16 protein-coding genes are annotated in these 19,921 nt (G+C 57.6%); 3 read left to right on the top strand and 13 right to left on the bottom strand.

Annotation, left to right across the window (positions count from 1 at the left end; genetic code table 11):
• Positions 1-59: 59 nt before the first annotated feature.
• The 5 genes from L1P08_RS06410 to L1P08_RS06430 all read right to left on the bottom strand — a co-directional run bounded on the left by L1P08_RS06410 (position 60) and on the right by L1P08_RS06430 (position 5,710).
• Positions 60-1,058 carry an aldo/keto reductase gene (locus tag L1P08_RS06410; RefSeq protein ID WP_303619170.1) on the bottom strand — a complete coding sequence of 333 codons (999 nt, stop codon included), beginning with the start codon at positions 1,056-1,058 and terminating at the stop codon, positions 60-62.
• A complete protein-coding gene (locus L1P08_RS06415; RefSeq protein WP_303619171.1) occupies positions 1,048-2,028 on the bottom strand; it encodes a sugar-binding transcriptional regulator in 981 nt (326 codons plus the stop codon). The genes L1P08_RS06410 and L1P08_RS06415 overlap by 11 nt, the downstream gene beginning before the upstream one ends.
• Before the next feature lie 33 nt (positions 2,029-2,061).
• The gene (locus L1P08_RS06420) at positions 2,062-2,985 is read right to left on the bottom strand and encodes an ABC transporter permease (protein WP_303619172.1); all 924 of its coding nucleotides are present in this window, start codon (positions 2,983-2,985) and stop codon (positions 2,062-2,064) included.
• A gap of 92 nt (positions 2,986-3,077) precedes the next feature.
• Positions 3,078-4,598 (bottom strand): sugar ABC transporter ATP-binding protein, encoded by a 1,521-nt coding sequence (locus tag L1P08_RS06425; RefSeq protein WP_303619173.1) that lies wholly within the window; start codon positions 4,596-4,598, stop codon positions 3,078-3,080.
• A gap of 95 nt (positions 4,599-4,693) precedes the next feature.
• Complete coding sequence (locus L1P08_RS06430) at positions 4,694-5,710, bottom strand: substrate-binding domain-containing protein (RefSeq protein ID WP_303619174.1); 1,017 nt, start codon at positions 5,708-5,710, stop codon at positions 4,694-4,696.
• Between the two features lie 429 nt (positions 5,711-6,139).
• On the opposite strand from L1P08_RS06430, the gene L1P08_RS06435 reads away from it, so the two are divergent.
• Together L1P08_RS06435 and L1P08_RS06440 are read left to right on the top strand one after the other, a co-directional pair.
• Positions 6,140-6,304, top strand: a complete 165-nt coding sequence (locus L1P08_RS06435) for a hypothetical protein (protein ID WP_303619175.1) — start codon at positions 6,140-6,142, stop codon at positions 6,302-6,304.
• Positions 6,301-7,521, top strand: coding sequence for a TIGR03862 family flavoprotein (locus L1P08_RS06440; protein WP_303619176.1), 1,221 nt, complete (start codon positions 6,301-6,303; stop codon positions 7,519-7,521). The genes L1P08_RS06435 and L1P08_RS06440 overlap by 4 nt, the downstream gene beginning before the upstream one ends.
• Here L1P08_RS06440 and L1P08_RS06445 read toward each other — a convergent pair.
• From L1P08_RS06445 to L1P08_RS06475, 7 genes are all read right to left on the bottom strand, one after another.
• Positions 7,518-8,750, bottom strand: a complete 1,233-nt coding sequence (locus tag L1P08_RS06445) for an SAM-dependent methyltransferase (protein ID WP_303619177.1) — start codon at positions 8,748-8,750, stop codon at positions 7,518-7,520. The genes L1P08_RS06440 and L1P08_RS06445 overlap by 4 nt on opposite strands.
• A gap of 187 nt (positions 8,751-8,937) precedes the next feature.
• Positions 8,938-10,725: a single-stranded-DNA-specific exonuclease RecJ gene (gene recJ / locus L1P08_RS06450; RefSeq protein ID WP_303619178.1), complete on the bottom strand. Its 1,788-nt coding sequence runs from the start codon at positions 10,723-10,725 to the stop codon at positions 8,938-8,940.
• 111 nt (positions 10,726-10,836) lie between these two features.
• Positions 10,837-11,244 (bottom strand): GFA family protein, encoded by a 408-nt coding sequence (locus L1P08_RS06455; protein ID WP_303619179.1) that lies wholly within the window; start codon positions 11,242-11,244, stop codon positions 10,837-10,839.
• A gap of 34 nt (positions 11,245-11,278) precedes the next feature.
• Positions 11,279-12,619: a homoserine dehydrogenase gene (locus tag L1P08_RS06460; protein WP_303619505.1), complete on the bottom strand. Its 1,341-nt coding sequence runs from the start codon at positions 12,617-12,619 to the stop codon at positions 11,279-11,281.
• 268 nt (positions 12,620-12,887) lie between these two features.
• The gene (locus L1P08_RS06465) at positions 12,888-13,511 is read right to left on the bottom strand and encodes a class I SAM-dependent methyltransferase (RefSeq protein ID WP_303619180.1); all 624 of its coding nucleotides are present in this window, start codon (positions 13,509-13,511) and stop codon (positions 12,888-12,890) included.
• Positions 13,512-13,593: 82 nt separating this feature from the next.
• A complete protein-coding gene (locus L1P08_RS06470) occupies positions 13,594-14,526 on the bottom strand; it encodes a DMT family transporter (RefSeq protein ID WP_303619181.1) in 933 nt (310 codons plus the stop codon).
• 94 nt (positions 14,527-14,620) lie between these two features.
• Positions 14,621-16,096 carry a DHA2 family efflux MFS transporter permease subunit gene (locus L1P08_RS06475; RefSeq protein ID WP_303619182.1) on the bottom strand — a complete coding sequence of 492 codons (1,476 nt, stop codon included), beginning with the start codon at positions 16,094-16,096 and terminating at the stop codon, positions 14,621-14,623.
• Positions 16,097-16,399: 303 nt separating this feature from the next.
• On the opposite strand from L1P08_RS06475, the gene L1P08_RS06480 reads away from it, so the two are divergent.
• Positions 16,400-18,229: an ABC transporter ATP-binding protein gene (locus tag L1P08_RS06480; protein WP_303619183.1), complete on the top strand. Its 1,830-nt coding sequence runs from the start codon at positions 16,400-16,402 to the stop codon at positions 18,227-18,229.
• Positions 18,230-18,273: 44 nt separating this feature from the next.
• On the opposite strand, the gene L1P08_RS06485 is transcribed toward L1P08_RS06480, so the two are convergent.
• A complete protein-coding gene (locus L1P08_RS06485; protein ID WP_303619184.1) occupies positions 18,274-19,491 on the bottom strand; it encodes an LL-diaminopimelate aminotransferase in 1,218 nt (405 codons plus the stop codon).
• Positions 19,492-19,921: the final 430 nt, after the last annotated feature.

Here is a 19,921-nt window from a genome sequence, read left to right on the forward strand (position 1 = left end):
ACTACTCCGTTCACCGCCAAGAAGACGGATCCACAACAGGTCTGGTTCTCAGGTCTCGTTCAGCTGTCGAGGTCGATCAAATATGTCTTGGTTGCTGCACCAATCGCATCGATTTCGCCGGATGACAGGCGGAGGCGTCCGGCCTTGGCGTTTTCACGCGCCTGATCGGGATTGCGGGCACCGCAAAGCGCAAATGTGATCCCGGGTTGCTGCAGGGTCCAGGCAATGACGATTTGTGCTTTTGTGGCCTGATGTTCGGCGGCAATCGGCGCGACGACTGCATCCATCAACCGTGCCACCTTCTCGCGGTTGGCCAGTGAGAAACGTGGATTGTCTTTCCGCTGATCATCACCGGTAAATTCGCGCTCAGGCCCCATTTTGCCGGAGAGCAAGCCAAGGGCGAGCGACGAATAACTCAATGTCGAGATGTCATGCGCGGCACAGATTGGCAGAAGCGATGTCTCGATATCGCGTTTGACCATGCTGTATTCTTCCTGAATCGCATCGAGCGATCCGTGGGCGGCATAGGCCTTTAATTCATCGACCGACAAATTGCTGGCGCCGATCGCCCGGATCTTGCCTTGTTGCTTCAAATCCAGAAGCGCTTCCATGGTTTCGGAAACAGGCGTGGTGGGATCCTGCCAATGGGTGATGTAGAGATCGATATAATCGGTGCCGAGACGCGACAGGCTTTGCTCGACTTCATAAATGATCGAATCCTTGCCCAGATGCCGGTGCACCGGGTGCCCGTCATAATCGAAAAAATGATTGCCCTTTTGGGCATGCCAGATCAGGCCGCATTTGGTGGCCAGCACAACCTGATCCCGACGGTCTTTGATAGCCTTTCCCACAATGGTCTCGGAAAGGCCCTGACCATAGGCGGGCGCGGTATCGATCAGGGACACGCCCTCGTCAATCGATGTCTGAATGGCGGCAATCGACTGGCTCTCGTCGGTGCCACCCCACATCCAGCCCCCGATGGCCCAGGTCCCCAGACCAACGACAGATGCTTCAATTCCGGATTTACCGATTGGACGTTTTATCATTTCAGGCGACATTCTTTATCTTTCGCATGGATTCAAGAACCGCAGATGCGGTCTCCTCATCAACGATCAGGGAGTTGATCAGATGGCCGTTAAGCGCGGCGCGGATGGGCTGGACTTTTTCCCCACCAGCGGCAACACCGATTGTCAGCGGGCATGTCGCCAGATCCGTGGGGTTCAATGCGACCAGGCGTGAATTCAGCGCATAGTCGGCAACCGTGCCGTCTTCCCGGATAAGGTGCGCCAGAAACTCTGCCGTGACATTGTCCTTGAGCAGCAACTCCCGGTCGGGGTTGGGCAAGGGGTGCAGATCGTAATAGCTGGAGCCCGGTGTCTTGATTGACCCGATGCCCACCAGCGCCACCGAAGCGTTACGGGCCAGATCAAAGACTTCCTTTGTGGAGTTCATTTCCATGAGCATATCGCGCTGCTCGCGGTTCTCGGCGAACAAGGGCGCATGAATAAGCATGGCCGAGCCTCCCAGCTTTTCGGCAAGCTGGGTCGTTAGATGATTGACGTCGGTATAGTATTTGCCCTGCACACCGCCTGTGAGGGGCACAACAGTGACATTGAATTTGCGTTCGGGGTTCAGGTTCCGCACGACCGCACTCACGGCCTTGCCGCCGGTGATGGCAATCACATCGCCATCGCGAATGGTTTCGAGCAGGTGGTTTGCGGCGGCAAGTCCGACCTGTTGAAGATTGGTATCCGGATTGCCCGGCACCACAGGCGTGACCACTGTATTGCGAAGGCCGGTGATTTCGGACAGGCCCTTTTCGAGGTCAACGAGGCGCTGGAAAGGGCTTTCAACCGCAATCCGGACCATCCCCAGCTTGCGTCCCTGGGTGATGAGACGGTTGACTTTGGAGGTCGACAGGTTGAGCCGCTGGGCGATGTCCGACTGTTTCATCTCCTCAATGAAGTGGAGCGTGAGCACAGTATGGATTTGCCGGATTGCTTCAAAATCGTCTTTGTTCTCAGCCATGCGATTTTCCCAGTGTTGTATAAACGGGCATGCTCATCCCTGGCGCTTGTGCAAGTAATGGTCGATCGAAACTGCCGCGAGCAGGATCGAGCCACGGATGATGTCCTGCCAGTAGACCGAGACGTCGAGCAAAGCCAGTGAGCTGGACACGACAGATAACAAGATCACGCCGAGAATGGCCCCGAAGATCGTGCCAGTGCCGCCCGAGAGGCTGGCCCCGCCGATAACCGCGGCGGCGATCACGTTCAATTCCATGCCTATGCCGAAGGTGGGCTGGGCCGAACCGAAACGCGCCATATAGATAATGCCCGCAACGCCGCAGAGAGCTGAACAAAGGGTGGTTGTCATAAAGACAACCCGTTTGGTTCTGATGCCGGAATAGGCGGCGGCTTTCTCATTGCTGCCGGTATAAAAGACCTTGCGGAAGATGGTGGTGCGGCGGAGCATGAAATCGAACAATACGACCACCACGACAAAGATGATGATCACGACCGGGACGACGCCAATTGCGCCCTGACCGATGAACTTGAACTCAGGTGGCAGCGTATAAAGACCGAGCGGCCGCCCCCCTGTGCCCAGAAGGCAGGCCCCACGGGCGATAACCATTACCGCCAGTGACACGATGAAATGGTGAAGCCCCACACGGGTTACGAAAAAGCCCATGGTTGCGCCAATGCCGGCGCAGGCAGCGATGGCGATGGCCGACGCGACCCAGGGGTCGACACCATTCAAAAAGAGCAGCCCGGCAATGACCATTGCCAGCGCTGTGACGGAGCCGACCGAGAGATCAATCCCCCCGGATATCAGCAGGATCGTCATACCGATAACGACGATGCCTTCGACCGCGAATGCCATGACCATGGCCCGCATATTGATCCAGGTCAGAAAGTATGGTGAGGCGAACGACATGGCGACGAACAAAGCCAGGATGATCAGGATCAATCCCGTTTCGCGCATCCGTAATAGCTTCCCCACGGCCCCTCTGACGCCATCCGGCGGACTGTTCTGGTCCGCAATTGTATTTGTTATGGCTATCGACTTATCCGCCATCAGACCGCCTCCCGCGATTGCTCCGAAATCGAAGCGAGATACATGATATTTTCTTCCGTCATCTCACTGCCGGTGACCTCTCCGCTCAGTTCCCCCTCGCGGATGACAATGACCCGGTCGCATACGCCGATCAGCTCGGGCAGTTCGGACGAGATCATGACCACGCCCACACCCGCCTTTGCCAAATCGCGCAATATGCGGTGAATTTCCGTTTTGGCGCCCACATCAACGCCGCGCGTCGGCTCGTCAAGGAAGATGATATGGGGGCTAACTGACAGCAGTTTTGCCAGCGCAACCTTTTGCTGATTGCCGCCCGACAAGGCAGAAACGGGTTGGCCTACATGGCCGCATTTCAGGTTGAGTTCCTGGCCCAGCTTTTGCGCCAGACCGGTTTCCTTGCGTTCATCAATAATACCGGCACGCGAGGCCACCTGCGCAAGTGACAGGGCCGAAATATTCGCGGCAATCGACATATCAAGGAAAATGCCGTCGCCCTTCCGGTCTTCTGACAGATAGACAATGCCCTCGGCGACGCTGTCCTGATAATGTTTCAGATCCAGCTTGCGGCCCTTGAGGCTGATGTCACCGGTCACACTCCCCTCGAGCTTGCAAACGCCTTTGACAATTTCACTTCGGCCAGCGCCGATCAGCCCTGCCAGCCCCAGAATTTCGCCCCGGCGCAGGTCAAAGGAAATATCCTTGAACCGCTTGCGCTCTGTCAGTCCACGCACGGAAAAAATAACGTCGTCGGACCTCTCCTCGAGCGGCTGCTTGTCCGGGTAGAGACTGTCGATTGCACGCCCGACCATCGATTTGACGATTTCGCCCGAATTTGTCTCGGCGACATTTTTGGTGGTGATGTACTGGCCATCACGGAAAACAGATACGCGGTCGCAATTTTCAAATATCTCGACCATGCGGTGAGAAATGTAGATGATCGATATGCCCTGTCCGGCTAGATCGCGCATGATCCCGAAAAGGATTTGCGCTTCCCGCTCGGTCAGTGCGGCGGTCGGCTCGTCCAGAATGAGCACGCGACAATCAAGGGTCAGCGCCTTGGCGATTTCAACCAGCTGCTGCTTGGAAATGGGCAAGGTGCTGACCAGCGCCGCGGGATCTATATCGCCCAGTTTTTGTAATATGCCGGCCGCCTTGCGCATAAGAGACGGATAATCCATCAGCATGGCGCGGCTTGAATTGGTGGTGGCCATGAAGATGTTCTCAGCCACGGTGATATCGGGGCAGAGCGCAATTTCCTGATGCACAAACCCGATGCCCAGCTTTTGCGCTTCTGCCGGTGAGGCGATCCGGACGGACTTGCCGTCGAAACAAATCTCTCCCGAATCCGGTTGCAAAATGCCGTCGATCACATTCATCAGTGTCGACTTGCCCGCGCCGTTTTCGCCGGCAATGGCGTGGATTTCGCCTTTGCGCAATTCGAAGTTCACCCCGCGCAATGCGTGGATCGGACCGAAGGACTTGCTGAGGTTCGATATTTTGAGAATCAAATCCTCTGTCATCGTCTTGCACCTTGTTTGCGCTGTGGCGGGGGTTTCAGTTTGTGCCGTCCGCGCTCTTTATGAAAAGCGCGGACGGCGGTGGCGGTATGCTGCGATTATTGGGGATCGCGGCCTTCCATATATTTGTTCAGGTCGAAGGAATCGGCGTTCTCTTTGGTGATGACGGCGAAGCCATTGTCGACAAAGGGAAGCTGCATGGGATTGTAGCCCGAGACCTTGTAGTCGTTGAACGGATCGAACATGTCTGAATGCGCTGCCATGAACGTTGCCATGAAGCCCATAAAGCCCTGGATGCCCTGATTGGGGTTGAGTGCCATGTGAATATTGCCGGCCTTGATGTGCTCAAGAGTGGCCGGGGTCACGTCGGCATGCATGATCAACACATCGGCTTTTGCCTCGAGAACGGCGGCGACAGCACCTTCAGCCGATCCTGCTTCCGGAATCCAGAGCGCGCCCAGATTGGGGTTGGCCTGAAGGATGGACGCCGTGGCACGATAGGCCGCATTGCTGTCCTGATTGGTGGCCTGACGCCCTACCAGCTTCATGTTCGGGAAGTGCTCTTCAATATAAGAGATCAGGGCGGTGACACGCAGATCGTGATTGCTTTGACCGGGGTTTTCCAGAACCGCGTACTCGGCGCTGTCGCCAAGCTGCTTGACGATCTCTTCTGCAGCGAATTTGGCCTCGGCAAGATTGTCGGAGGTGATGTAAGCGGTGCGGTTGGACTTGGGAGAGTCGGCGGCGAAGGTGGAAATCTGCACGCCGCTTTCGATTGCCCGGTTAATCGGCTCAATAAAAGGATCGGCCTGCATTGGGTGCAACAGGATGCCGGCTGGCGCCTTTACCAGATCCTGCTCAAAGGACGCGATCTGCTTGGCAATGTCATAATCAGGCGTGCCCGAGAAAACGGTTTCACAACCCATTGCTTCGGCGGCTTGCTTGAACCCCTGATAAACGGGCACCCAATATGGATGCGACGACACCATGACATTCATGATGTAAGTCTCGCCGGGCTCACACTTGAAACCTTCTGCCAATGCCGCAGTCGGCTGTGCAAACGCTGCGAGCAAAGCCGTTACGGCCAATGCACGCGTCACACGAACATTCTTCATTTTTCTCTCCTCCACGATGAGTCTCCCTCTCAGGGTCAGCTTTGTCAGCTTTAAAAGTATTTTGCAATATTTTTCACTATGCGATTTTTATCGCAACGAGCGGAGATAACCAAAAACGAAATGCCCTGTCAACAGTTTCAGGATTTATATCTTATAGTGAAATTTATTTCACTATTGCAGTAGAACCCCTGCTCTCAACGGCGAATGGCGGGCGTTCTCGGGACAGCGGCCAGAGCGATGCCGAAGCCGGAATTTCCTGGTCCTTTTTGCTGTGCCCGGGGTGGACACCAACACTTTTGAGACGAGGCAAGCGTATCGATGATGGCTTCCGGCGTTGCAGAAACGTTGAATGCCGGAGCGGTGGCGGGTGTTGCCATTGCGTCGTGCGTCAAAACCTGATGCAAAGGCTTTAGACAAAGAGGAGTGCCCATGGCCGCGTCAGCTGCAGATCGTTTGATCGATCTTTATCGGAACAATGCCGCCGCGAGGGGCCGGCTGCGCTGTGGCAGCCTGATCGAACAGCGCTGGCTGGACGGCTTTCGGGATACCACTATCTGGCGGGTCTGGAAGGCGACAGTGGACGCGCGGGCATGACCGGCTTTTCTGCAAAAGAGGTCGCAGTTATCGGTGGTGGTCCGGCGGGGTTGATGGCGGCGGAAGCACTTTGCGGCGCGGGCCACAATGTGACGGTTTACGAGGCCATGCCCTCTTTCGGGCGCAAGCTTTTGTTTGCGGGGAAGTCCGGGCTCAATATTACCCATGCCGAGGATTATGCGCAATTTGCTACCCGGTTTAGCGCGTCCAGCGCGCGGTTGCGGCCAGCGCTGGACGGGTTTCGGCCCAATGATCTGATCGCCTGGGCCGGTGCGCTGGGTACCGAGACCTTTACCGGGTCGTCGGGACGGGTTTTTCCCAAGGCGATGAAAGCCTCCCCCCTGTTACGCGCCTGGTTGCGCCGGTTGGCGGATAGCGGCGTGACATTGTTGGCCCGGCACCGCTGGACCGGGCTGGAAGCCAACGCGCTGCATTTTGAAACACCGGATGGTGCGCTGACTGTTGCGTTTGATGCCGTGGTTTTGGCGCTGGGTGGCGCCAGCTGGCCCAAACTGGGCGCGACCGGCGACTGGGTGCCATTGTTGCGGCGGCATGATGTGCCTGTGGCTGATTTGCGCCCGGCCAATTGCGGGTTTGATGTGGATTGGAGCGCGGTTTTTGCCGCGCGGTTTGCCGGTCAACCGGTTAAATCGGTGACGGCCACGTCCGATGCCGGCACGTTATCGGGCGAGTTCGTTGTGAGTGGCGCTGGCGTCGAGGGCAGTCTGATTTATGCTCATGCTGCCGCGTTGCGGGACCGGATTGCGGCCGACGGCGAAGCGCGCTTGACGCTTGATCTGGCGCCGGGGCGCAGTTTTGAAAAACTTGCAGCCGGGTTGGCGCGGCAAAAGCCGAAGGAAAGCTTTACCTCCCGGTTGCGCAAAGGGGCCGGCCTTGAGGGGATCAAGGGCGCGCTGGTGCGTGAATGTGCGCCTGACGCCAATACACTGGCCCCGGATGCACTTGCGCGATTGATCAAGGCATTGCCGTTGACGCTGGCGCGCCCGCGCCCGCTGGCCGAGGCGATATCCTCTGCCGGGGGGATTGGCTGGGACGGGGTGGACGAGAATTATATGCTCACGGCCCTGCCCGGCGTGTTTGCCGCCGGGGAAATGCTGGACTGGGAAGCACCGACCGGCGGCTATCTGCTGACCGGATGCATGGCAACAGGGCTGGCGGCAGGACAGGGCGCGGCGCGCTGGCTGGCCAATAGCTAGTCGTTGCGCCGGTACTGGTAGATACCGACGTCAATCGTGCCCTCGGCAAAGCCTGCTTCGCAATAGCTGAGGTAATAAACCCATTTGCGGCGGAATTGTTCGTCATAGCCCAGGGGCTCGATCATCGACCAGCGCTCAAGGAAGCGCTCGCGCCAGAGGCGGAGCGTGCGGGCGTAGGACAGGCGGAACAATTCGGTGTTCTCCAGCGTGAGACCCACCCGATCGCCCTGCTCTTTCATCGCCTGCTTGGTGAGCAGCATGCCGCCGGGGAAAATGTAACGCTGGATGAAATCGGGACCGGCCTTGTAATGCTCGAAATCTTCTTCATTGATGGTGATGGCCTGAATGGCAGCGGTGCCGCCGGGCTTTAGCCTGTCACGCACGGTCTGGAAGTAAGTCGGCCAATGATCTTCGCCAACGGCTTCGATCATTTCGATGGAAACGACGTGATCGAACTGCCCCTTGGTATCGCGATAATCCTCGAAATGCAGTTTGGCGAACTTATCGAGCCCCTGTTTGGCCAGCCGCTCGGTTGCGAATTTGAGCTGCTCACGTGACAGGGTGATGCCGTAAAGATTGGCCTCGTAATCGCGGGCCACGGTTTCGGCCATACCGCCCCAGCCGCAGCCGATTTCCAGCACGGATGCGCCCTTGGTCACACCTGCCGCATCAGCGACGTGATGATATTTCTCAACCTGTGCCTGTTCCAAAGACTGATCGCCGGAGGTGAAAACCGCCGAGGAATAGGTCATTGAGGGGTCGAGCCACTGGCCATAGAAATCATTACCCAGGTCGTAGTGCTCGGAAATGTTCTCTTTGGACCCTTCCTTGGTGTTCTGGCGCGACAGATGGTAGGCCAGATCATGGGCGGCGCGTTTGAAAATGCCGGGATTGGCATCATCAAACATGTCGCGGTTTTGCAGGAAGAAGCGAAACAGGGCGGTCAGGTCCTCGACCTCGATATCGCCGCGCATATAGGCGGCGGCGAAGCCGACGGTGCCGCGGCGCATGCACTCGCGAATGACCTTGAAATTATTGAGTTTGAGAACGGTATGCTCACCTGTTGCCGGATTCCCGACGGTGCGGCTGCGCCCATTGGGCAAGGTGACTGTAACGGCACCATGCGAGGGCACAATCATGCGTGCGCCGATCTTTTCGACCAGCACAGACACAAAACGCATCCACAGGCTCGGTGAGCCCATGCTTTCCTGAACAGCACTTCCACTCATAACGCATACCTACCCCGACGCAGGGTCACCAAGTGTCAGTAGTCGCGCCGCCTTTCTGGCGGCAAGGCTGGCTTCCTCACGTCTGTATTCAGGGTCTCCCCGTGAGCATATGTCTAGTTTATCCGCACGATATGGATATGCAAGTCCCTGATTTGAAGAGGGGTTTGGGCACTGGATTTGAAAAAACTTAGGGTTGAGCTGCGTCAATCAGGCGAATTTGCACCTGCTCGCGGCCCTGCCAATGGTCGATGCCGATGGTGCCACAGACGTGCAAAGGCCTGTCATCGCGGGCATCGAGCAGCAATTGTCCAAGCGGCGTACCAGCTGCACGAAAGGCAATTCCCTTGAGACGCGCGCCATCGGCGGAGACCAGGGTAAAGCGAATATGGCCGCCCTTGCCCACCACATCGGCAAATTTCACCTTGTGGCCGGGAAAGGCGAAAATCGGGGTGGGATTGCCCGCGCCGAACGGGCCGGCCTTCTCGATGAGGTGCACGAAATCGACACTGGCACCGCGCGCCGTAATGGCCGCATCGACGGACAGTGAGACACGGGCGCGGGCTTTGGCAACATCCTCACTCAGAGCGTCGGTGAGGAAGGCCCGAAATGCGCTTATCTTGCCCGGCTCCACGGTAATGCCGGCTGCCATGGCGTGTCCCCCGCCTTTGGGCAGAATACCGGCATCCACGGCAGCGATGACCGCTGTTCCCAGATCGACGCCCGGCAAGGAACGGCCGGAGCCGGTGCCCTTGCCGTTTGGGGCAATGGCGATGGCAAAGGCCGGGCGATCAAACCTGTCCTTTAGCCGCGAGGCGACCAGACCGACGACACCGGGGTGCCAGTTTTCAGATGCAAGAACGAGGACAGGCGGGCCTTCGCCAGCACCAATTTCTGCCTCGGCGGTGGCGATAGCTTCTTCAACAGCTTCGATTTCGATGCGCTGACGCTCGGTATTGAGTTCGTCGAGCCGTGCGGCGATGGCCATGGTTTCTGCATCATCACCGGAGGACAAGAGACGCGCGCCAAGTGCTGCATCACCTATGCGGCCACCGGCATTAATGCGCGGACCGATGAGAAAACCGAGATGATAGGGACTGAGCGGGCCGCTGGCGCGGGCGGCGAGCGCCAGCGCGGAAATGCCCTTATTGCCACCCTGCCGCATGATTTCGAGGCCCCGGCGGACAAAGGCGCGATTGAGGCCGGTCAGCGGCACCACATCACAAACGGTGGCCAGCGCCACCAGATCGACAAGGCCCATCAGATCGGGCAAACCGCCCTGCCCGCGCTGGCGCAAGGTGCGGTTTGTGGCGACCATGGTCATGAAGGTGACGCCGGCCGCACACAGATAGCCAAGGCCGGAAACGTCGTCGGGGCGGTTGGGATTAACCAGGGCATTGGCGGGTGGCAGGTCATGATCGGCCAGATGGTGATCAATCACCAGCACATCAGCGCCGCGTTTGCGCGCATGGGCAATGGGTTCTTCGCTGGTGGTACCGCAATCCAGCGTAATGATCAGGCTGGCACCGCCATCAATTAAGGTGTCCATGGCCGCGACATTGGGGCCGTAGCCTTCAAAAATCCGGTCGGGAATGTGGACTTGCGGGGTGATGCCAAAGGCTGAGAGAAAGCGTGTCATCAACGCGCAGGAACAGGCCCCGTCGACATCGTAATCGCCAAACAAGGCAATGGATTCGCCGGCGATAATGGCATCGGCCAGGCGGGCAGCGGTGTCGTCCATTGCCGTCAGGGTAGAGGGATCGGGCATCAGGTCGCGGATCGTGGGATCAAGGAAGCTTGTCGCCTGATCAATGGCAATGCCGCGCCCAGCCATGATGCGGGCGACGATTTCGCTCAGGCCGGTTTGCTGGCTGATGGCCGTGGCGGTGCGGGCAGCAGCGATATCGAGCCGGTCAGTCCATGCCTTACCGCTGACTGACTCGGCGACATTGAGAAAATAACCATCTCGAAACTGCATCAGGGGCTCCCGGTCCGCCGGTTTTGGCCAAACCTACAGGGGTGCGGGCGCTAGGGCCATGGGGGATGGCGGTTTCCCCTCAGGATGTATCAGATCAAACCTGCGACAGGGTCAGCCTGGCAGACCGCCAATGACGGGAATATTCTCGGTCAATTGATCCCAATTGGCACGACTGTCCACACAGATATGGGCATTTGGCCTGATATCAACCGGGCTGTCGAGACTGCCAGCCGGCACAACCAGCAATTTGCCCGCCGCCTGAAGATTTGGGACGGCTGACCCGCAATGCTTGCAAAAACTCTTTTGATGCCGCGTTGCCGGTAGTTGATACGTTGTCACGGCATCCTCACCGGACAAGAACACCAGCCGCGCAGTCGTTGAAAACAGATTTGCGGCATGGGCCGAACCTGTGTCTTTCCGGCACCGCTGGCAATGACAGAAAAACAGGCTTTCGAACGCCCCGGAAATCTCGAAAGTGATTTTCCCGCAAAGGCACGAGCCTTTGGTCACGCTGCTCATATTTTTGCTCATGTGCGCCTGCCCTTAGACCAGGCTATAGCTTTTCTATGCGGATCAGCTGCGGCTTGCCGCTGACCAGGCCATCCGATTCAATTTGCGCCAGGGTGTCGCGGATATTCTGCTCCAGCGTCTCATGGGTAATCAAAACGATAGTGCGGGTCGGTTCGGCGGCAAAGGCGAGATCCTCGACCTTGAGATCCGGGCGCTGAATAACGCTTTCGATGGAAATGCCGTGCTCGCCCATGCGGGTGGCGATGGCGGCCAGGGCACCGGGCACGTCGCGGGCATTGACCCGGACATAATAACCGCCCTCATGGGCGCGCATGGGCGCGCGTTTATAAGGGGTCAGCTCCGAAGAGGGCACACCGAGCGGCGGCACGTGATTGCCACGGGCGATATCGAGAATATCGGAGAGCACCGAGGAGGCTGTGGCGGAACCGCCTGCCCCCGGCCCTGCAAGCAACAATTCCTGCACCAGATCGGTTTCAAGCGCGACAGCATTCAGCACACCGTCAACACCGGCAATAGCGCTGCCCTTGGGCACAAGGGTGGGGTGCACCCGCTGTTCGATGCCATCGGCAGAACGCTGGGCCAGACCGAGCAGCTTGATCTTGTAGCCAAGATCGTTGGCGACCTTGATATCCGCCTGCTCAATGGTTGAAATGCCTTCGACAAAAATCTCGTCGGGGGCGATTTCGCAGCCAAAGCAGAGGCTGGAGAGAATGGCCAGCTTATGGGCAGTATCGAAGCCCTCCACATCGAAAGTGGGGTCAGCTTCGGCATAGCCGAGGGCCTGCGCATCCTTGAGACAATCGGCGAAAGAAATATTCTCCGCGCCCATGCGCGTCAGGATGTAATTACAGGTGCCGTTCATGATGCCGTAAACACGGGCGATCTGGGCGCTGCCGAGACCTTCGCGCAGGGTCTTGATGACGGGAATGCCGCCTGCGACCGCGGCTTCAAAACCCAATTGGGCATTATTATCTTCAGCGACTTTGGCGAGCGCAACGCCATGCCGGGCAAGCAATGCCTTGTTGGCGGTAACGACCGGGCGGCCCATTTCCAGCGCGGCGCGAATGGAGGCGAGCGCGGGGCCATCTTCGCCGCCAATCAGTTCGACAAACAGATCAATACTGTCGGAACTGGCGAGCGCAACAGCGTCGTCAAACCATTCCAGCTCGGCCATGTCGATGCCGCGATCCTTGGAGCGGGACCGGGCGCCAACGGCGGTAACGACCAGCTTGCGCCCAAGCTTGCGTTCCAGATTGTCGGCATCCTTTTGCAAGATGGACACAAGGGTGGCACCAACGGTGCCGAGACCGGCAACGCCAATGCGCAAGGGGGGCAATTTGCCCTTTTCTGAATATTCTTTCATGGCCTTCAAAATGCGGTTACGGGTGTCGCTGCGCGGCTCGCGGCCATCGCGCAGATCAAACACAAACAAGGGATCGCCCGCAATTTCACGGCCGAAGCGGGTGGGTGTCCAGCTTTGCTGGGTCAAAAAGGTCTCGACGGACCGGATAAAGGCTGCGATTTCACTCATTCCTATAGAAATATAGGAATTCGCCTACGGGTCAATAGCCTCATCGTGGATAAGAATGACAGAACGTATTTTTTGACCCCGATGATGAGGTGTTTTCTGCCTATGCCGGCTTGCGGGCGATAATGAAAACTGCCTTTTTCGGCCCCGGCTGCCATTGATGCTCGATTGCAAAACCGGCACTGGTGATGCTGTCGACCAGCTGGTTTTCAGTGAACGCTTTAAGGACCGGCAACAGGCCGAGTTTGCGGCCAAGAGGCGCTATATAGCCCAGGATGGGAAAGCTGTCGCCGATGCAGGCGGTACTCGACACGAGATAGCCGCCCGGCTTCAGCATGTGAAAGATTTTCTCCAATACGGCATCGCGGTCAGAAACGAGATGCAGAAGGCTTAGTGCCAGGATCATGTCGTACTGCTTGCCACCAGCTTCCATCTCTTCAATATCGACTTGCTGAAAGGTGACATTGGATATGCCCGCCGTCTCTGCCTTTTGCCGCGCAATGGCGAGCATGTTTTCCGAGATGTCGACGGCATCGATGTGTTTGACTTTGGGGGCGTGGGTAATGGCGGTGGAGCCCGTGCCGCAGCCGATTTCCAGCAATTCCATATCCGCGCGCAGATAGTCTCGCGTCTTTGCCAGCTTCTGCTGGTAGATGGCCTCATCGGCCACAGGCTGCCGGCTGTATTTGTCGGCGATCTTGTTCCAGAATGTAGCTGAGCCGGCCATGTTCACCTCGTGATGCAGTGTATTACTTCACTAACACGCCTTATAGATTGAGATGGCACCACTTGTCCAGTGGCAGTGCGGGCTAGCTGCGCGGGATGCCTTTGGCGGCAGCGCGGCGATTGACCTGTTCGCGATGGAACACATAAATGCCCGAGGCTAGGATGATGCCCGTGCCCAGCCATGTCATCGCGTCGGGAAAGTCGCCAAAGACGACATAGCCCAGAATAATGGCCCCGACGATCTCAAGATACTGGAGCGGTGCCAGCGTGCTGGCCGGTGCCATGCGAAAAGCCTGTGACAGCAGCAAAAAAGCGACGGCAGCGATCAAGCCCATCAGCACCAGAACCGCCCAGATATTCAAACTGACGTTTGGGATGACCCAGGGCTGAATGCCGATGACCTGGGCACCCAACAGGCTTGCGCCCATGAGCGCGACGGCAAACAGGGTGAACCAGAACTGGATGCTCAGCGCCCCCATGGCCGGACCGATGCGGCGCACAACCAGCATGTTGACCGCGAAAGTGAAGGCGGCGAACAGCGGCAGCATGACCTGCCAGCCAAACACAGCCCAATTGGGCCGGATGACAATCAACGCCCCGCACATACCAACGGCAATCGCCAGATAGCGCCGCCACCCGGCCTTTTCGCCCAGCAGCAGCACGGAAAGCACGGTGAGGATCAACGGCTCGACAAAGAATATGGCGATAGCTGTGGCGATTGGCATGACGGAGAAGGCACCGATCAGCAAGAGCAATGTGAGGCCACTGGTCAGCCCGCCCAGCGCCAATAGGCCAAAATGGGTCGCTGCGAATTTCTGTTTCATCACCAGCATGGCAATCGTGATGAAAACGCCCTGAAAGACATAGCGCCAGAAGGCCAGGTCGAGTGGCAAGAGAACGCCGGTCAACAGCTTGGTGAGCGTGTCGCCAACCGGCACCAGCATCAGCGCCAGCACCATGAACAACATGCCTTTGGTCTGGCTGGAATCGGTGGTTGACAGGGATGACACAGACATATGGTTCCAATCGCGGCGCGGGACACGCGTCCAACGCCTAGCATTGACCATCAGATGTTGAAAGCCCGGCGCGGGATAACGCCGGGCTTTCGTTTTAGTGGAGGGGTTGCGCGCCCTCGCCTTCTACGGGCCGCTTGATCAGAAAGGCCGTGATAATGGCGAACAGCGAGGCAATCGCGCCGCAGAGGAAGCCTGTGCGAATACCACCTGCCAGTGCCGGAATTTCCGCGATACCATCGGCCATCAAGTTCCCCATCTGCAATGTCATCAGGGCGACGAACAGGGCGACACCCGCAGCCCCGGCAACCTGCTGAATTGTCGCCAGAATGGCGCTGCCATGGGAGTAAAGATGCGGCGGGACCGCGCTGAGACTGGCAGTAAACAAGGGCGTAAAGACCAGTGCCAGCCCAAGACTGATGACCATGTGACCGATCAGAACGGAAGTAACGGCGGTGTTTTCGTCCACCATGGTCAGGGCCCAGAGAACGGCACTGACAATGATTGCGCCCGGTATCAGCAATGGTTTTGGCCCGAACCGGTCATAAAGCCGGCCGACGGAGGGGGCAAGCAAGCCCATGATCAACCCGCCCGGCAGGAGCAGCAAGCCGGTTTGCAATGTATCGAGGCCCAGAACGTTCTGGGTATAGATGGGCAGAAGAATGATCGTGCCGAACAGGGCAATCATCATGATCGCCATCATGATGATGCAAATGACGAAAGTGTTCGAGTTGAAGGTGCGCAGGTCAAGCAAGGCCTTGTCATGACGTTGCAGGGAGAGCTGGCGCAAAGTGAAAACGACCAGAGTTATCGCACCGATTGCGAGTGGCAACCAGCTCGGAATACCCCCCTCATTATGCGCCTCGCCAATGGCGCTGAGGCCATAAACAACGCCACCAAAACCGATAGCTGACAGGATGACCGAAAGCACATCGAGCGGCGCATAACGCGGGGTTGTGACATTCTGGATCATCCGCGCGCCGATAATCAGGGTGGCAAGCGAGATGGGCAAGACGAGGATGAACATCCAGCGCCAGCTGAGATAGTTGAGAATGATGCCGGAAATGGTGGGGCCGATCGCTGGTGCCACCGAGATGACGATGGAGATATTGCCCATCACCTTGCCGCGTGAGGCAGCAGGCACCAGCGTCATGACCGTGGTCATGAGCAAGGGCAGCATGATGGCTGTGCCAACGGCTTGAACCACGCGGGCAACGATGAGCAATTCCAGCCCTGGAGAAAGGGCGGCACCGAATGTGCCCAGGCTGAACGTGGACATGGCGAGAATGAAGATCGGGCGCGTATTGATGCGCTGGATCAGAAAACCGGTGACCGGAATAACCACGGCCATGGTGAGCAAGAAGGCGGCCGTCAGCCATTGAGCGGCGGCGGCACTGACGTCGAGATCAGCCATCAGGCGCGGCAAGGCCACGCTCATGATGGTCTCGTTGAGAATGACCACGAATGTTGATATCAAAAGAATGGCGATAACCAGCCTGTTACGCGGGCCGAGATCAATTTCGGCAGGCACTTGAAGCGGCTCAGCGCCGCTTGTGGTTGCATTGGCTGTCATAATGACTTTCCTGGAAATATTGATATGCCGCCCGGCGTCAAGAGCAGCAAAGAGCGGCCTATGAAAAGTGTTCGGGCAGGCAAGTCAATATGCGGTAGCCCTTGATCGGTGCCGATGAGAGATGACTGCTGACTATTCTTGTCAGGAGCGATCCGGATAACAGCGACGGGCTGACACAAGATGCCAATCACGCTATAAAAATCGTGCTTGTGGATCGATTTTTATCCGATGCTGCCAATTCGCATTCTCTCCAGCCTGCATATTGCTATGACCAATTGATCTTAGTGCCCCTCAGGAGGCCTCTTGTTTCAATTTCTCGAAAAACTGTTCGATCCCTTTCAGGCATATATACCCAAGACCCCGCCCAAAGGGGTGGTTGCCTTCATCGTCGAGAGCATACGCCCGCTACAGCATGTGCTGGTGATCAGCATGGTGTTGACCAGCATCAGCACCGCTGTCGAGTTGTGGCTGATCTGGTACGGCGCTTATCTGGTGGATGTGCTGGCCGCTGCTGACCCGGCGACTTTCTGGACCCAGCATGGCAATGAGTTGCTGTTTGCGGCGGCATTTATCCTTCTGATCCGCCCCCTCGCCCCTTTGCTGCGCGAAGCGATCGACGATATTGTCTTTTTGCCCAATGCCGTGACCCTTGTGCGCTGGCGGGCACAGCGCCACGTGCTCCAACAATCCGTCGGCTGGTTTCGGAATGATCTGGCCGGGCGCATCGCCTCACGCGTGATGGAGACAGGATCGACCACGGCTGGCGCGGTCTACCAGATCGTACACACAGTATTTTCGGTGGGCGTTTACATCCTGGGCACGGCGGGGTTGCTGGCCAGCGTCGATCTCCGCCTGATTATTCCGCTGGTGATATGGGTCGGGGTGTATTTGGGGCTGATGGCTTATGCTGTCCCGCGATACCGGCTGGCCGCCAACAAGCATCAAGAGGCCCACTCAGTACTGACCGGGACGATAATCGACACATATGGCAATATCGACACCGTAAAATTATATGCGGATGCTGATGCGGACGACCGTGAGACGCGCAAGCGGTTTGGTGATGCTTTGAAAAGCTTTGTCTATGCGCAGAAAATCGAAGTCACGGTCAATGCGGCAATGGTGTTTTTGAGCAGTCTGTTGATTGTCGGTCTTGTCGGCTATTCCGTGGTGCTGTGGCAGGCGGGAAACGCACCATTGGGACTGGTTGCTGCGACGCTGGCGCTCAGTTTTCGCATCGTGTCCATGGCAGAATGGTTACTCGATGCCGTCGCAGGTTTGTTTGTGATGGCCGGTTCGCTGCAAGATTCGCTCGCGACCGTTGCCCAGCCACTCGATATCGTCGACGCGCCGAATGCCAGATTGCTCGATGTGCGGGGCGGAGAAATTGTTTTTGAGAATGTTGCGCATGCCTATGGCAAATCTGCTGGTGGACTAAGGGGTATAAATCTGACTATCGCGCCGGGCGAAAAGGTCGGGCTCGTCGGGCGCTCGGGTGCCGGAAAGTCGACGCTGGTCAACCTATTGCTGCGGTTTTACGACGCCGAGGATGGCAGAATTGCCATTGACGGGCAGGACATCCGTTCTGTGACCCAGAACAGTCTGAGGCAACATATCGCCATGGTCACGCAGGATGCGGCGTTGCTGCACCGGTCGGTGCGCGACAACATTGCCTTCGGTCGCGCTGATGCAACGCCGGAAATGATCGCCGCCGCTGTGAACAAGGCAGCAGCGGACGGCTTTATTCCCGACCTTGCAGATCAGAACGGGCGCATGGGATATGATGCGCATGTGGGCGAGCGCGGTGTGAAACTGTCGGGCGGGCAACGCCAGCGCATCGCCCTCGCCCGTGCCATTATCAAAAATGCACCGATACTGGTGCTGGATGAAGCAACTTCAGCCCTCGACAGCGAGGTCGAGGCGGTTATCCAGGACACCCTCTACAACGTGATGGAGGGCAAGACGGTGATTGCCATTGCGCACCGTCTCTCAACGATTGCGCATATGGACCGGATTGTCGTGCTGGATGAAGGGCGGATTGCCGAGCAAGGCACGCACGCGGCGCTGCTTGCAGAGAAGGGCATTTACGCATCCCTCTGGTCGCGACAGTCGCATGGCTTTATCGGCTCTGCATAAATATGAAAAGCCAGCCCCGAGGGGCTGGCTGGATGGCTGCTGATCTACTTTGCATTGAGGGCGACGACATTGCCCTTGCCATCTGAATGATTGGCGAAGAATTTCTTCACCGCGCGGGCGGCCTGACGAATGCGCTGTTCGTTTTCAACGAGAGCAAGACGCACATATTGATCGCCATATTCGCCAAAGCCGACGCCCGGGGCCACAGCAACGCCTGCCTCTGCGACAAGGAGCTTGGCGAATTCAAGCGAGCCGAGATGGGCGAACTGATCGGGGATCGGTGCCCAGACGAACATTGTGGCTGGCGGGGGCGGCAAATCCCAACCGGCGCGTGAAAAGCTCTCGACCATGATATCGCGGCGGGTGTGGTAGATCTTGCGCGCATCCTCAATGCAATCATCCGAGCCATTAAGCGCGGAGGCCGCGGCCACCTGAATGGGAGTGAAAGCACCGTAATCGAGATAGGACTTCACGCGGGCCAGCGCCGAAATCAGCCGCTCATTGCCAACTGCAAAGCCCATGCGCCAACCGGGCATTGAATAGGTTTTGGACATTGAGGTGAATTCAACCGCGATATCCATCGCGCCGGGCACTTCAAGAATTGAGGGCGGCGGGGCCATATCGAAATAGATTTCAGAATAGGCCAGGTCCGAGAGAATGAAGATCTCGTGTTCGCGGCAATAATCCACCACTTCCTTGTACCACTCAAGGCTGGCGACATAGGCCGTGGGGTTGGATGGGTAGTTGAGGATCAGTGCGATCGGCTTGGGGATCGAGTGGCGCACAGCCCTGTCGAGGGCACGCATGAAATCCTCATTGGGTTCCGCGGGCATTGAACGGACAACGCCGCCGGACATGATGAAGCCGAAGGAATGAATAGGATAGGTCGGATTGGGGACCAGAACCACATCACCGGGCGCTGTGATGGCCTGCGCCATATTGGCGAAGCCCTCCTTGGAGCCAAGAGTTGCCACAACCTGGGTGTCGGGATTGAGTTTGACCCCGAAGCGGCGGCCATAATAGGAGGCCTGGGCCTTGCGCAGACCGGGAATGCCCTTGGAGGCGGAATAGCGGTGGGTGCGCGGGTCTTTGACCGTTTCCTTGAGCTTTTCGACAATATGCTCTGGTGTCGGCAGATCGGGATTGCCCATGCCGAGGTCGATAATGTCCACGCCGGCCGCTCGGGCTTTGGCCTTGATCGGATTGATATGTTCAAACACGTAAGGCGGCAGCCGCTTGATGCGGTGAAAATCCTGGCTCATTGGTTCCTCGGTGGACCGCTCCCGGTCCCATTGGGTTTAGGGCGTCCGGCACTTTATGCGCCGGTCAGTGAACATGCGAAGCTTTAGTATGACCCAATTATGGTTTGAATTCGATTAAACCGATTGGCTTGGGTGGCGCTGGGTGTCAGGAAATAAGGGATGTAGCCCCAGGGGCTCGTGCGGCTTTGGTGGCCGCGGCCCTTGCAAACGCACTTGCGGCGCCCAACATCGGCAAAAAGACACAAACGGCGCGCAAGAACCGCGCCGGGACAAAATCAGCTTTGTGAAACCATTGGGCTTTCACAGGCGTTTGCATCTCTCTCTTGCCCTTGTGGTGAAGGATTGTGTAAAGAAATTGTGTCGGAGAGGTCTTATTAATTGCACGCTTGGCCATTGTAAATGGCTGGTGATGCTGCAACCTCGCCGATCA

The organism is Mariluticola halotolerans (assembly GCF_021611515.1).
Classification (GTDB): domain Bacteria; phylum Pseudomonadota; class Alphaproteobacteria; order Rhizobiales; family Devosiaceae; genus Mariluticola; species Mariluticola halotolerans.

Bases quoted from the DNA above. Each gene is read 5' to 3' on its own strand.
- L1P08_RS06410 (WP_303619170.1), bottom strand. From the start codon at position 1,058: ATGTCGCCTGAAATGATAAAACGTCCAATCGGTAAATCCGGAATTGAA.
- L1P08_RS06415 (WP_303619171.1), bottom strand. From the start codon at position 2,028: ATGGCTGAGAACAAAGACGATTTTGAAGCAATCCGGCAAATCCATACT.
- L1P08_RS06420 (WP_303619172.1), bottom strand. From the start codon at position 2,985: ATGCGCGAAACGGGATTGATCCTGATCATCCTGGCTTTGTTCGTCGCC.
- L1P08_RS06425 (WP_303619173.1), bottom strand. From the start codon at position 4,598: ATGACAGAGGATTTGATTCTCAAAATATCGAACCTCAGCAAGTCCTTC.
- L1P08_RS06430 (WP_303619174.1), bottom strand. From the start codon at position 5,710: ATGAAGAATGTTCGTGTGACGCGTGCATTGGCCGTAACGGCTTTGCTC.
- L1P08_RS06435 (WP_303619175.1), top strand. From the start codon at position 6,140: ATGGCCGCGTCAGCTGCAGATCGTTTGATCGATCTTTATCGGAACAAT.
- L1P08_RS06440 (WP_303619176.1), top strand. From the start codon at position 6,301: ATGACCGGCTTTTCTGCAAAAGAGGTCGCAGTTATCGGTGGTGGTCCG.
- L1P08_RS06445 (WP_303619177.1), bottom strand. From the start codon at position 8,750: ATGAGTGGAAGTGCTGTTCAGGAAAGCATGGGCTCACCGAGCCTGTGG.
- recJ (WP_303619178.1), bottom strand. From the start codon at position 10,725: ATGCAGTTTCGAGATGGTTATTTTCTCAATGTCGCCGAGTCAGTCAGC.
- L1P08_RS06455 (WP_303619179.1), bottom strand. From the start codon at position 11,244: ATGAGCAGCGTGACCAAAGGCTCGTGCCTTTGCGGGAAAATCACTTTC.
- L1P08_RS06460 (WP_303619505.1), bottom strand. From the start codon at position 12,619: ATGAAAGAATATTCAGAAAAGGGCAAATTGCCCCCCTTGCGCATTGGC.
- L1P08_RS06465 (WP_303619180.1), bottom strand. From the start codon at position 13,511: ATGGCCGGCTCAGCTACATTCTGGAACAAGATCGCCGACAAATACAGC.
- L1P08_RS06470 (WP_303619181.1), bottom strand. From the start codon at position 14,526: ATGTCTGTGTCATCCCTGTCAACCACCGATTCCAGCCAGACCAAAGGC.
- L1P08_RS06475 (WP_303619182.1), bottom strand. From the start codon at position 16,096: ATGACAGCCAATGCAACCACAAGCGGCGCTGAGCCGCTTCAAGTGCCT.
- L1P08_RS06485 (WP_303619184.1), bottom strand. From the start codon at position 19,491: ATGAGCCAGGATTTTCACCGCATCAAGCGGCTGCCGCCTTACGTGTTT.